The sequence below is a fragment of the Acinetobacter amyesii genome, from assembly GCF_002018365.1.
Classification (GTDB): Bacteria; Pseudomonadota; Gammaproteobacteria; order Pseudomonadales; family Moraxellaceae; genus Acinetobacter; species Acinetobacter amyesii.
The window spans coordinates 154,306-168,673 of record NZ_MVKX01000001.1 but is presented as its reverse complement, the minus strand read 5'-3'; the positions used below and the strand labels follow the sequence as shown (position 1 = coordinate 168,673).

Here is a 14,368-nt window from a genome sequence, read left to right as displayed (position 1 = left end):
TAGGCTTTGTTTGTCATTGGTGGTGTACCGCTTTGGTAACAGAAGATTAACCGCTGATTTTAAAAATGTAAACCACGTCACATTAAATTTAATTTATGTGTTTTTATTGTTGAATTAAACTACAGTTGTATAGTTAGTTAATTTATAATTTATTATTATTTAAAATAAATGCTTATGAAGCCTTTTAATAAAAATTAAGAGTTTAATTAAGTGAAAAGTAATTTAAAATATTTTTGTAAATTTACAGAGTGAATGGTCAAATCAACAAATTGATGACAGATTTATTAAAGTTTTAATTAATTAAAGTGTTATCGAGAATATGGTTGAATCAAATCTACTTATATGAATGGTGTTCATCATGAGTCGTTACCAAACTTAATTTTCTTTAATAGACTCATAGGGATTGAGTCGTAAAATCATCGTGAGATGGAATAGGGTGTAAATGCATCAAAGTACATGTACAGAAATGTGGATACTGGTTGTTATAAGTTATTAAGCCAAACGTCTTTTATGCATATATCTGCATTTATGATTACATTGTAGTGCTTGATACAATGTGTGCGATAGCGGATTGTTTGAAACAAAAAAGCCGCATTTTATGCGGCTTTTAATTGAGCAAATATATTATGCAGCTTCAGCTTCTAAAATTTCGAAGTCATGGGTAATTTCAACACCACCGTCCATCAGCATTTTACTAGCAGAACAGTATTTTTCAGCAGAAAGTTCAACCGCTTTTGCAACTTGCTTTTCCTTCACGCCATGACCAGTGACTACAAAGTGCAAATGAATTTTAGTGAATACAGCAGGAATAGTGTCGGCACGTTCTGCATTTAATTCACAACGAACATCGGTAATGTCTTGGCGTGCTTTCTTTAAAATCGTCACAATATCGAAAGATGCACAACCACCAAGTCCTGTTAAAATCAGTTCCATTGGGCGCGGACCACGGTTTTCACCGCCATATTCTTGTGATCCATCCATCATAACAGTGTGACCACTTTGAGTTTTTGCTTCAAAAGCAACATTCTCTAGCCAATGAACACTAGTTTGCATTGCAAGTCCCTAAAAAAAGCTATAAATTTACGCAGTACCTGTACACTAACATAAATTGAGTTGATAAGGAATTTCAACTCTTACGTGTGACAAGTTCACTTTAGGTCTTGTGCGATCTATAAATTATCCATATTCGGAAACTGTTAGCATGACTTCAAACTTTTCACAACTTAGCACAGATGCGCTATCTCCGGGGCAGTTACCTGAGTCGGTGAAGGCATTATTAAAACGTGCATATATTAATCGTTACCCAAAACGTACAACAATCGTTGATGCGGGCTCAGAATCTAAATCTTTGTATTTAATTCTTAAGGGTTCAGTATCTATCATTTTACGCGAAGATGATGAGCGTGAAATTGTGGTTGCGTACTTAAATGCGGGTGACTTTTTTGGGGAAATGGGTCTATTCGAAGCAAATGCACAGCGTACTGCAGAAGTGCGTACGCGTGATGTATGTGAAATTGCTGAGATTACCTATGAAAACTTTCATGAATTAAGCAAACAATACCCAGACTTAAGTTATGCGGTATTTGCACAGCTTGTACGCCGTCTTAAAAATACGACGCGTAAAGTAACCGACCTTGCGTTTATTGACGTATCAGGTCGTATTGCACGTTGCTTAATTGATTTATCTTCACAACCAGAAGCAATGATTTTGCCGAATGGTCGTCAGATTCGTATTACTCGTCAAGAGATTGGTCGTATCGTGGGGTGTTCCCGTGAAATGGTTGGTCGTGTTCTAAAAACACTTGAAGAGCAAGGCATGATCGAAACTGATGGTAAAGCGATTCTAATTTTTGATGCATCGCTTGAAGAGAAAAGCCAATTGGCTTCAGATGATTTCGACGACGAAGAATAATCAATCTTCCGAATCTAAAAAAGCAAACTCAGGGGTTTGCTTTTTTTATGTCTATTCATTTCTCACCATTATAGCTGAACAAGCCTTTCTCACATTTTTTGACAAATAAACAGAAAATTATGATTTAAACAAAGCCGATATCTTAGGTAAGCTACTTCGTGACTTATATATTGATATTTAAAATAAAGAGGGAATTAGCGGCATGCAATTTAAACCATTGGCACATACAGGCATATTAGTTCCAGAAATCTGTTTAGGCACCATGACGTTTGGTGAACAAAACACCCAAGCAGAAGCTTTCGAGCAATTGGATTATGCTTTAGAGCGTGGTCTTAACTTTTGGGATACTGCAGAAATGTATCCTGTCCCACCGAAACCTGAATCCCAAGGTTCAACTGAAACTATTATTGGTAACTGGATTGCAGCTCGCGGTGGACGCGATAAATTAATCTTAGCTTCAAAAATTGCAGGTCCGTCACAAGGTGGCAGTCATATTCGAGATGGACAAACCAAATTTATTGCTTCAGAAATTGAGTCTGCATTAGATCAATCTCTTCAGCGCTTACAAACTGATTATCTTGACTTATACCAGCTGCATTGGCCGCAACGTCCTACCAACTTTTTTGGTAAATTGGGTTATGGCAATGCCGAAGCGAACAGTACGCAAACTATTACGGATTTAGAAGAAACATTGGTTGCTTTAAGTCAGGAAGTGAAAAAAGGCCGAATTCGCTCAATTGGACTCTCCAATGAAACGCCATGGGGAACTTTAAAATTCCTACAACTTGCAGAAAAGCATGGTTTAGAAAAAATTGTCAGTGTGCAAAATCCGTATAGTTTATTGAACCGTACATATGAAATTGGTTTATCTGAAATTGCACACTATGAAGGCGTGGGATTATTGGCATATTCACCTTTAGCATTTGGTTATCTAACAGGTAAATTCCGTCATGGTGCTCGTCCTGCCAATGCTCGAGTGACACTATTTTCACGCTTTAGCCGCTATTCAAATGCGGAGAGTGAATGGGCAACAGAACAATATGCACAATTGGCTGAACAGCATGGTTTAACGTTGACACAGTTAGCACTTGCATTTATTAAGCAGCAATTCTTTGTCACCAGTACAATTATTGGTGCGACGAATTTAGACCAACTGAAAGAAAATATTGATGCTTTTGAGGTGAATTTATCAGAAGACATTCTAAAAGGGATTGAAGATATTCATCGCCAACAGCCAAATCCTGCACCTTAAGCTGAACTTTTCAGTGGATTAAGCAAAAGCCTGCATGTAAATGTGGGCTTTTTTGACATTTACGTGATTTAAGCTAGTGGAAAATCATTGAATTTTATTGTCAGAAAGTCAGTTGAGTTGACAAGAAAATCGCCTAAAAATACATTTGTATTTAAATAACATAATAAAGTACTAAATTCTTCAATAAATGACTTGAAAAGTATTCAATTTATACCAATATTATAATTGAGAATTATCTATATCTTAAAATTAACTCATTGAAAAATATTTAAAAAATGTATTTGAAATTTTAAATATGACTCCCATATATGCTTCAAGTACAGAATTTGTTGTGAGGTATAACAAGAATGCGATTTGAAAAATTCACAAACCGTTTGCAGCAAGCATTATCCGATGCACAATCATTAGCAATGGGGAAAGACCATACAGCCATTGAAGGAATCCATATTCTTTCGACATTGCTTGAAGAGCCTTCGAACCAAAGCTTGTTACAACAGGCAGGTGCTAATCTTCCTGAGTTAAAAACCAAGCTTCAGCAAGCCTTACAGGATACTGCCACCATTGCGACGCCTACAGGGGACATCAACCTAAATCCTGAAGCAGTCAAGGCGCTGAATTTAGCCGACAGTTTTGCTCAAAAAGCTGGAGATGAGTTTCTTTCTACAGATTGGGTGATTCTCGGTTTAGCTGAAACGGGTAAAACCAAAACCTTATTAAATAGTGTAGGCGTAACGACAGATAAATTACGCAAAGCGATTGAACAAATACGAGGCGGTGAACAAGTAATGAGTAATAACCACGAAGATCAACGTGATTCACTCAACAAATATACTTTAGACCTTAATGCACGTGCATTAGAAGGTAAGTTAGATCCGGTCATTGGTCGTGACGAAGAGATTCGCCGTACCATTCAGGTTTTATCACGTCGTAGCAAAAACAACCCAGTACTGATTGGTGAGCCGGGTGTGGGTAAAACTGCGATTGTAGAAGGTTTGGCACAGCGTATTGTCAATGGCGAAGTTCCTGAAAGTCTGAAAGGTAAACGTGTACTTTCACTCGACCTTGGTTCATTGCTTGCAGGCGCAAAATACCGTGGTGAATTCGAAGAGAGACTTAAAGCCGTTCTAAAAGATTTAGCCAAATATGATGGCGAGATCATTCTCTTCATTGACGAATTACATACGCTTGTTGGTGCAGGTAAAGGTGATGGTGCAATGGATGCAGGGAATATGCTTAAACCTGCATTAGCGCGTGGTGAGTTACGCTGTGTAGGTGCAACCACTTTAGATGAGTACCGTCAATATATCGAAAAAGATGCGGCATTAGAACGTCGTTTCCAAAAAGTGATCGTTGATGAACCGAGTGTGGAAGACACCATTGCGATTTTACGTGGTCTAAAAGACAAATATGCAACCCATCATGGTGTGCAAATTTTAGACTCAGCGATTATTGCTGCGGCAAAAATGTCGCACCGTTACATCACAGACCGTCAATTGCCGGACAAAGCCATTGATTTGATTGATGAAGCTGCATCACGAATCAAAATGGAAATTGACTCTAAACCAGAGCCACTTGACCGTTTAGATCGCCGTTTAATTCAGTTAAAAATGCAACTTGAAGCCGTAAAAAAAGATGCGGATTCGGTGTCTAAGGCTGAAGTTGAGCACCTAGAGAAGCAAATTGCTGAAGTTCAAAAAGAATATAGCGATTTGGAAGAAGTGTGGATTGCGGAAAAACGTTTGGTTGACGGCACGAATCAGGCTCAAATCGAGTTAGATAAAGCACGTACAGCCTTTGAAAAAGCACAACGTGAAGGTGATTTAGCCGAAGCTAGCCGCTTGCAATATGGTGTTATTCCTGAGTTGCAAAAACGCTTGAATGAAGAAGAAGTCGCCGAGGTGAACGAAGAACCGAAACTGATTCGTACCAAAGTCACTGAAAATGAAATCGCTGAAGTGGTAAGTGCAGCTACGGGTATTCCTGTTGCGAAAATGCTGCAAGGTGAACGTGAAAAACTCTTACACATGGAAGAGTTCTTACATAACCGTGTAGTGGGTCAAGATGAAGCGGTCGTCGCAGTGTCGAATGCGGTGCGTCGTTCTCGTGCGGGATTATCCGATCCAAACCGCCCAAGTGGTTCATTCTTATTCCTTGGGCCAACAGGTGTAGGTAAAACTGAGTTAACTAAAGCACTAGGTAACTTCTTATTTGATAGTGATGATGCGATTATTCGTATCGACATGTCAGAGTTTATGGAAAAGCATTCGGTGAGCCGTTTAGTGGGTGCGCCTCCGGGCTATGTGGGTTATGAAGAAGGCGGTGTATTAACCGAGGCTGTACGTCGTAAACCATATAGTGTGGTGTTGTTTGACGAGGTTGAAAAAGCTCATCCAGACGTTTTTAACATCTTGCTTCAAGTGTTGGATGATGGTCGATTAACAGACTCACAAGGTCGTGTGATTGATTTCAAAAACACCGTGATCGTGATGACTTCGAACTTAGGTTCAACCGATGTTCGTGAATTAGGTGAAAACCCGTCGAAAGACGAAGTTCGTGCTGTAGTTATGGCTGCTGTCTCTGAACATTTCCGTCCTGAATTTGTGAACCGTATTGATGAGCTAGTGGTTTTCCACTCTTTACAAAAAGCGCAAATTCGTGGCATTGCGGATATTCAGTTGGATCGCTTACGTTCACGTTTGGCAGACAAAGACATGAGTTTGGCGGTTGAAGATAGTGCTTTTGAGTTGCTTATCGATGCGGGCTTTGACCCTGTGTATGGTGCACGTCCTCTGAAACGTGCTATCCAACAACAAGTTGAAAATACACTGGCACAGAAAATCTTGTCAGGTGCATTCCAACCGGGCGATACGATTGTCGTTCAAGCGGAAGGAGATCACCTAAGTTTTGACAAGATGAAACTCAACTAATAAACACAAATCTGCTACATCCAGTTGTAAAAACAGAAACCCGGTTTAGGCCGGGTTTTTTTTATTTTACGCTTGTCGTAATTTTCGTTTAAATACGTAAAGTTGATTGCATTTCATCATTTTCACCCACTAATATGACGTCCGCACACATCCAACGAGATGTCTGTGTTCTGTAAAACAAAAACAATATCGCTCGTTCATCATGAATGAATGGCAACAGGGAATTATGATTATGATGGAATTTAAACTGCTTAGGCAGATCAAAAAAGAACCTTATAGTTTATATAAACGTACTGGTGACATCACTGTTCAAGAACTCAAACGCATGTATGGTATTTACCAAAAATATTATGCCAATACCCGTTATGAAATTTTTGAACGCGACTTCTTAGAAAAAACAGGTGTTTTTTTCATTATTGAACCGAAAAATAATCAAATTGTCGGATTCTCGACGGTTATGGAGCGTGACTTTGTTGTTGATGGTAAAGCCCGACATGCTTTTTTTAGTGGTGATACCATTATTGAGAAAGAGTATTGGGGGAATCGTGCATTAACCCGAGCAATGTTCCGTTATATTATTGGTTTTAAATTTCGACATCCAAGAACACCAGTATATTGGATTTTAATCTCTAAAGGCTTTAAAACTTATCTACTCTTAGCCAATAACTACTACAGCTACTATCCACACTATGGTGAGAAAAATGCGCATCTCAAAGACTTTGTCGAATCGTACTGTAAAGAATATTTCTCAGAATACTATAACCATGAAACAGGTCTGCTAAATTTTGGCGAAGACTACCAACCACTCAAAGCAGATGTTGCGCCAATTACCCATGATATGCGCGAAAACAATACCAAGATTGCTTTCTTTGAAGACAAGAACCCAACGTGGGTCGATGGAACAGAACTTCCGTGCATTGGTGAATTACGTTGGAGCGATTTATACCGTTATGTAAATCGATTCTTAACCAAGACCACCAGTGTAAGTAAACATGACAGCAAGTTACGTTATAAGTCACGTACATTGCATATTGCGACAGGTTCTGACTCGAAGGTGGCCTAATGGGATTGCTTCTCACCACAGCACATCAAGTCTTGAATATTGCCTGCCGTAAAGCATTTCAACGCTATACACAGCAGGCAAATCAGCTGGAAAATGTGCAACGTAAAAAATTAAGCCATTTTTTAAAGCAGCACATTTCGCAAAATTTAAGCTATGAGCAATTTGCCAAAAAATATCCGCTTTCGCGTTATAGCAATTGGAAAAGCCAAATTGAACAATCCAGACAAAGTGGCAAAAATTGTTTGGGGCCTGAAAAAATTGTCCGTTTCCAACCGACCAGTGGGTCGAGTGAAGCAATTAAATTCATTCCCTATACTCAGGCTTTTTTAGATGAGCTAGATGAAGCTATTGGGTTATGGCTCACCAATTTATATCGCACTCATCCACAACTGAAAAATTCAACGCATTATTGGTCGGTTTCATGGTTACCTGAAAGCCAGAGAAAGCTTTTAGAAAATAGCAATTTGAATGATGACAGTGCGCTACTTAATGTGTCGAAGCGAGTGCTGAGTAAAATTACCCAATCGGTACCGACTGAAATTGCGATGGCGAATTCAGCCGAAGATGCCATGTTTGCAACCGCGGTGTATCTCGTTGCAGATAAGCATTTAGGCATGATTTCGGTATGGAGTCCTACATTTGCTTTGCAATTGTTGGATATCATTCAAGAACATCAAGCTGAAATTGTGCAGGTCTTAAAAACTGGACAATGGCAACGTGAGGGATTGGGTTTTCTGCAAGTTCCGAAATCTTGTCAACAATGCTATCGACTACAAGACTTGGATTTGACCCAAGCAACGGCGTGGAAAAAACTGTGGCCTAAACTCAGTCTGGTTTCGAGTTGGGATACAGCGAGCGCAGAGCAGTGGGCAGTACAACTCCAGCAACGAATTGCAGGTGTGGCATTTGAAGGTAAAGGTTTATGGGCAACTGAAGGCGTGGTGACGATTCCATTTGCAAACCGTTTTACCTTAAGTTATCAGTCACATTTTTATGAATTTATTTTGCAAGACAGCCAAAAAGTAGTGCCATCGTGGCAACTGAAAAAAGGCGATATCGTTAGTCCTGTGATCACGACAGGTTCAGGATTAATTCGTTATGTGATTGATGATGAATTAGAAGTCACCGACTTTTATCAGCAAGTGCCATGCTTCAAATTTTTAGGTCGCAAAATGACGGTAGATTTGGTCGGAGAAAAGCTCGACCACAATGCTGCAGTTAAAGTCCTTGCAGAGTTTAAACAAGCGGATTATTTGCCGATTAGTATCTTGGGTATCGAACAATGTTCGGTTAAAAAACCGCACTATATATTACTCAGTGAAGGCAATGTAGACAAACAACCATCCGCTCAAGCACTAGACCGTTTGCTTAAACATAATTTTCATTATGAATTGGCACGCGATCTAGGGCAGTTGGATGAACCTGAAGTGGTACATGTACAAGATGCTTGGGACTACTACAAAACATTAGCCATGAACAATGGCATGATTGAAGGGAATATTAAGCCTGAGCCGCTTAAGAAAATGAAAACAAAAATAATTGAGTATTGAGATGGATATCGATGTGTTAGATGCACCGTTCGATGAAACGGCGCTATATCATTCAAAGAATGAGACTAAGTTTGCGGTTCGAAATGCGACGGTAGAAGATGATGAGCAACTAATTAAAATTAGTGCTGAGACTGTGCCAAGTAATGGCATTACCTTATCTTATGAACGTCACCCGAGTTATTTGGCTGCTAGCCATGCACAGTATAATCGACCAGATTTAAAAGTGGTTGTCCCTGTGGATGATCCATCTATTGTGATTGCAATGATGAATTTGGGATGGCGTTATTGTTATATCAATGGTCAGCCTGACCTAATGCGTTATGTTGCCGATTTAAGAATGAATCCAGCGTATCGTGGTGCTAAAGTCATGCGGTTATTAATGGACTATGTCCACGATGAAATCCCACAAGATACGATTTTTGAAAGTGTAGTTTTAAACGCTAATACTGTTGCTGCTAGTATTTTACATCACGAAAGATCAGGTTTTCCGTTGCCATATTTTTATGACGAAATCCGAACCTTTACCGTTTCACAGGCAGTGAAACCAAAAACTTTCAATCAATATCAATTTAAAACGCTGACTGCTGAACGTGTAGATGACGCAAATGATTTCATTTTAAAAATGAAAGACCATTATAATTTTTTACCTAGCTATGATTTTAATGCGTTGGTTGATGGTCAAAATCCATTTTGGGCAGGCTTAAATCTGGACGATTTTTATTTAATTTATGATCAGCACAATCAGTTGGTCGGACTCTACGGATTATGGAATCAAAAGAGTTTTAAACAAACCCGTGTGATCGACTATTCACGTCCATTAAAGTTGATGAAGCCGTTTTATAATGCCTATGCCAGTGTGCGTGGTGTGTTATCACTGCCAAAAATTCAGGGAACTTTTGATTATTTAATGCTGCATAGTCCACTATGTCATCCTGAACATTTGGACGTATTTGCAACTTTGGTTTTTCATGCCAAGCAACAGACCAAGCGACGTGGCAAAGAAACCTATTGCATCACTCTGGCAGAGAAGGACCCGCGTATAGGATGGATGAAAAATACCACCTCTCACGTGTTAAAAGCCAAGCACTATTTTCATAGTTTTAAAGGCAATCCATATGCCGCATTTGATCGTAAACGTATTAGTTATTTTGAAGCTGGGCGTATATAGTTGAAGTGATAGCCATCAAAAAATCAATTAAAACTGCCAAATCAATCATTTAAAATCATTCTAATTGTGTACTTATGTAACTGGGTTCTTCAGTATACTGCGCAAAGAATAATCAGAATGAGAAAGACATGTCAAAATTGATGTGGGGAATTGGCAGTTTAGCGGTGCTTTCAGCAGCTGTGGTGGGAGGAAATTTATATGCAGATAAATCTCTTGCCCAATTTTATACACAGAATAATTGGTCAGCAGCTGTACAAGATGTTGATGTGAAGTACAGCAATTATCAAATGGGTTTGATGGGTGGAACGGTCGATTGGGTATTAACCCTGAAAACAGACCCGTGTAAACCCAAAGAAGTGATCGTGTTGAAGGGTACCGATCAGATTCAACGTGGGTTGATAGGCTATAACATCAACTCGAATTTTAAGATTGTTCAACAACAAAGTACGTCCGAATATGCCAAGCTTTTTGGCACGGGCTTAACGGCAAAAACCTTGGTCAATTGGATTGGTCAAAGTAAAACAGATTTACAGATTCCTGCATTTAAAACGACTGCACAAGGTGCAACAGTACAAGCTGATGCCAGCCAATTGCAAATTCGAATTAATAGTTTACCGGGGCAGGCCACTAAGGTCTCTGAGCTTTCAATCCATTTACCTGTGGTTCGGTTGAGTGAAGGTCCAATGCAAACCATGGTGCAAAATTTTTCGATGAAGACCAATCAAGGTCTAAATCAGAAAAATCTTGAAAATGGTTTTGTTGAAATTCAAGCGGGTTCTATCAAACGTTTAGATCAAAAGTTCTCAGGCGGCATGCGTGGTATGCAATTGCGTTGGGAGACCGAACTAAATAAACATGATGTGGACTTTGAAGGCTACTTAAAAGCTGATGAAATGGATTTCCCTGGTTCACCAGTCACCAAAGATTTCGCACTAAATTTGGCATTGCATAAAGTTAATCTGGATAAAGTTCGTGCATTTAGTGAACTTTTGCATCAGGTGGAAAATTCATGCGATGCAGTGGGAGAATCAAGTGAAGAGATGACTCAAGCTTTCTTAGCAATCGCAAGCCAAGGTTTTGATTTTGAGTCTAAAGATAACTCGATCAGTATTGGTGGAGGTAAGGCCTCTGCAAATGTCGTGGGGAAAGTCATGCCGGGTCACCATGCCTCAATGGAGTCTTTTATTAAAATGGTGCCGAGCTTACTGGATTTTCAAGCAGACTTAAGTTTTGATAAAAATATGATGACTGCAATCATGAATAACTTTTTGCAATTACAGGGCAAAAGTTTGTCAGGACAGGAAGCCGAAGCTATGTTTGCTGGTTTTGAAACATCAGGGCAAGGCAAGCGCGATGGCAATAATATGGTCATGAGTATGCAATATAAGTTCGGTCAAAAGCTTTTTGGTCAAGCTATACAAAAGAAATAAGCAACAAGTCGTTAGTCGTTTAGTTTGAAAAATATAAAACCGTCATAGATTGGTGGTTTTATATTTTTAGCTGCGGAATCATGATTTTCACTTTATCGGAACACAGTGGCCTAGCCATTGTTGAACAGTTGAAAAGTTGCTAGCGTCAATGGGCAACTAGCCAATCAAAACAACAATAGGAAAGACACGATGTCACACGATTATTTTTTTAGACGGAAACTTGTTCAATCATCCATGCCTAAATGTTCTTGGGTAAAACATAGTCTTATTAGTAGCATTTTTCTAATCGCTGTTCAGTCTACAGCTTTTGCGGGTACTTCAATTTCAGATCAACGTTTGTCGAATGAAACGCAAGGTAAAAAACAGTTTAGTGAAGAAACCTTAGATATTATTGAGAGTGAGGCAGCTAAACCCAAAGAAGAGCAGCAGAAAAACTCAAATCATAAATCTAATCGTAATAATAAGATCATTCAAGAGACCCAACTTGAAGGTTCAACCATGAGTGATTATTTGCTTCAAAAGAAAAGGGCAGCGGATCAGGTCGGGTTAATACAATCTCCAGAAGTGGCACCGATTAACCGAATTGTGCTGCAAGAGCGACACGAAAATATTCGAGTAACGTATCCAGATGGCGTCGTGGTTGAAATGAAGCACTGACGTGCTTCATTTCATAGATCAGGAATTTCTAAAGTCAAACCTTAGATTTGTGGATGGGTGATTTTCCATGCACGGTGAATTTTGGTGTTACGTTTAAAGTCTAGGCCAATGGTTTCATTGCTGATTTCTTCAACGTCAAACATTGCCATGATCACATCATCCATCTCAAAACCACGGTAGTTGTTTGAGAAGTAAAGCGTACCGTCAGTGGTTAAACGGTTCATGGCACGTTTAAGCAAAGACATATGGTCGCGTTGAACATCAAACGTACCATAGAATTTTTTAGAGTTTGAGAAGGTTGGTGGGTCAATAAAGATCAGGTCATATTGCTCGTGACCTTCTTTTAACCATTCAAAACAGTCGCTAGAGAAGAACTGATGTTGTTCATCTGCATGATCTACAGTTAAACCATTCAGTACAAAGTTCTCTTTAGACCAGTTTAGGTATGTATTTGACAAATCGACACTGGTCGTACTTGCTGCACCGCCAAGCGCTGCATGTAAGCTCGCTGTAGAGGTGTAGCTGTATAAGTTCAGGAAGTGTTTACCTTTGGCTTCTTTGGCAATCCGTAGACGCATTTGACGATGGTCAAGGAACAGACCTGTATCGAGGTAGTCTGTTAGGTTCACCAAAATCTTTGCTTTGCCTTCTTGCACGATAAAACGTTTAGACGCAGTACTTTGTTTGGTGTACTGATTTTTACCTTCTTGGCGGGCACGTGTTTTAATGAAAATCGCATCACGACCTAAACCTGTCACTGCACGAATCGCTTGCAGTGCTAAGTTAAAGCGTTTTTTGGCTTTTTCAGGGTCAATTTTTTTCGGTGGTGCGTATTCTTGTACGTGTAAACGATCACCATACAAATCGACCGCGACATTAAAGTCGGGCAGATCGGCATCATATAAACGTAGGCAGAAAATATTTTCTTTAACTGCCCATTTTTTAAGATTCTGCATGTTTTTTTGCAGACGGTTGGTAAAGTCTTCTGCACCTTCAATTTTTTCAAATTGTTGAGGTTCCCAATGCTCTAGGAAAGGCTTTTGAACTGCCGCAGGTTTGACAGTACCAAAACGGACGTAAATTGGCAGCTTACCATTCATCAAACGCAAAATTTGCGGATCATTAAAGGCAAGGACATCGGCCTGTTCAACTTGTGCTGCAATAATCGCAGCAGGCTGATTCGGGAAGTTCTTTTGTAATAGTGCCGATAGACCTAAATACAGTGCGCGGTTAGAGGCTTTATCACCTAAACGCTCGCCGTATGGCGGGTTAGTGACAACAAAGCTTTTCTTACCTGTTGCTTGGAAATCTGGCCAGTCTGCAAGTGTACGTTCTTCAATTTTAATTTGATCAAGTACAGATTCGAAACCTGCAGCGATAATATTTTGTTTGGTTGCTTTTACCGCTTCCCAGTCTGCATCAAATGCATAGAATTGTGGGAGAGGGTTTTCAAGTGCAGCTTTATGACGTTCAGCCGCTTCGCCTTTGATCGACATCCAAAGTTCATGGTCATGACCATTCCAACCATTAAAACCAAAACGACGAACAAGGCCTGGCGCGCGGTCAGTCAAAATCATTAAAGATTCAATGATAAATGTCCCTGAACCACACATTGGGTCCAAGATAATATCGGGTTGATGCTGTTTAAGTTTTGCTTTCTGTAGGATGGCAGCCGCTAAGTTTTCTTTAATCGGTGCATCTGTCATGTAGCGACGGTAGCCGCGTTTATGCAAAGAGTCACCTGATAAATCTAAGCAATAAGTATGTTCAGTTTTGCCAGCTAATACATACAACGTAATTTCAGGTTGCTTAATGTCAATGCTAGGACGTTTGCCCACAGCTTCCATAAAGGAATCGACCACACCATCTTTGACACGTAAAGTTGCGAACTGAGAATTGACTTTAATGTCACGTTCGATGTGTAAACGAACAGCAAATGTACTTTGTGGTGCAAAAATAAGTGACCAGTCAAAGTTTATTGCACCTTCATAGAGCTCTTCAGCCACATCACGTGCATCATGCGTGAACTCTAATTCATGTGTATGAATCGGGGTGAGTACACGAGAAGCCAAACGTGACCACATGCAAATACGGTATGCATCTTCAAGTGTGCCTTTGAATACAAGACGACCCGGGAACTGTTCAATATTTTGAACACCTAAACCTTCAATTTCCTCGCGGAGTAAGGTTTCCAGTCCATCTGCACAGGTAACCCAATATGTAGAAAGACGCGGTTTCGAATTCATGTAAATTTCCAAAGGCAAAAAAGCAATCGCATATTTTAACGTATTTTCGGGGATTTGGGCGGACGATATTGCGCTGAAACGGGAGAAATATCGGTAGATTTGAATGACTTTATCAAATTTATTCTGTGTACATTGTGAGAAATATCACTTAATGGTACAAAAA

Annotated in this window: 10 protein-coding genes; 8 read left to right on the top strand and 2 right to left on the bottom strand. The window is 39.6% G+C overall.

Annotation, left to right across the window (positions count from 1 at the left end; all coding sequences use genetic code 11):
- Window positions 1-624: 624 nt before the first annotated feature.
- Window positions 625-1,053: an OsmC family protein gene (locus B1202_RS00795; RefSeq protein WP_078188630.1), complete on the bottom strand. Its 429-nt coding sequence runs from the start codon at window positions 1,051-1,053 to the stop codon at window positions 625-627.
- 148 nt (window positions 1,054-1,201) lie between these two features.
- Here B1202_RS00795 and crp point away from each other — a divergent pair, with 148 nt between their 5' ends.
- The 8 genes from crp to B1202_RS00755 all read left to right on the top strand — a co-directional run bounded on the left by crp (window position 1,202) and on the right by B1202_RS00755 (window position 11,959).
- The gene (crp, locus tag B1202_RS00790; RefSeq protein ID WP_078188629.1) at window positions 1,202-1,912 is read left to right on the top strand and encodes a cAMP-activated global transcriptional regulator CRP; all 711 of its coding nucleotides are present in this window, start codon (window positions 1,202-1,204) and stop codon (window positions 1,910-1,912) included.
- Between the two features lie 202 nt (window positions 1,913-2,114).
- Entirely contained in the window at window positions 2,115-3,164 is a 1,050-nt protein-coding gene (locus B1202_RS00785; RefSeq protein ID WP_078188628.1) for an NADP(H)-dependent aldo-keto reductase, read from the top strand.
- A gap of 347 nt (window positions 3,165-3,511) precedes the next feature.
- The gene (clpB, locus tag B1202_RS00780) at window positions 3,512-6,091 is read left to right on the top strand and encodes an ATP-dependent chaperone ClpB (RefSeq protein WP_078188627.1); all 2,580 of its coding nucleotides are present in this window, start codon (window positions 3,512-3,514) and stop codon (window positions 6,089-6,091) included.
- Window positions 6,092-6,323: 232 nt separating this feature from the next.
- Window positions 6,324-7,154, top strand: coding sequence for a hypothetical protein (locus B1202_RS00775; RefSeq protein WP_078189195.1), 831 nt, complete (start codon window positions 6,324-6,326; stop codon window positions 7,152-7,154).
- Window positions 7,154-8,704 carry a GH3 family domain-containing protein gene (locus B1202_RS00770; RefSeq protein ID WP_078188626.1) on the top strand — a complete coding sequence of 517 codons (1,551 nt, stop codon included), beginning with the start codon at window positions 7,154-7,156 and terminating at the stop codon, window positions 8,702-8,704. Before B1202_RS00775 ends, B1202_RS00770 begins: the two co-directional genes overlap by 1 nt.
- Window position 8,705: 1 nt before the next feature.
- Window positions 8,706-9,872, top strand: a complete 1,167-nt coding sequence (locus tag B1202_RS00765) for a GNAT family N-acetyltransferase (protein ID WP_078188625.1) — start codon at window positions 8,706-8,708, stop codon at window positions 9,870-9,872.
- A 128-nt stretch (window positions 9,873-10,000) separates the two neighbouring features.
- Complete coding sequence (locus tag B1202_RS00760; protein ID WP_078188624.1) at window positions 10,001-11,302, top strand: DUF945 family protein; 1,302 nt, start codon at window positions 10,001-10,003, stop codon at window positions 11,300-11,302.
- A gap of 189 nt (window positions 11,303-11,491) precedes the next feature.
- Entirely contained in the window at window positions 11,492-11,959 is a 468-nt protein-coding gene (locus B1202_RS00755; protein WP_143221546.1) for a hypothetical protein, read from the top strand.
- A gap of 41 nt (window positions 11,960-12,000) precedes the next feature.
- On the opposite strand, the gene rlmKL is transcribed toward B1202_RS00755, so the two are convergent.
- Window positions 12,001-14,205 carry a bifunctional 23S rRNA (guanine(2069)-N(7))-methyltransferase RlmK/23S rRNA (guanine(2445)-N(2))-methyltransferase RlmL gene (gene rlmKL / locus B1202_RS00750; protein WP_078188622.1) on the bottom strand — a complete coding sequence of 735 codons (2,205 nt, stop codon included), beginning with the start codon at window positions 14,203-14,205 and terminating at the stop codon, window positions 12,001-12,003.
- Window positions 14,206-14,368: the final 163 nt, after the last annotated feature.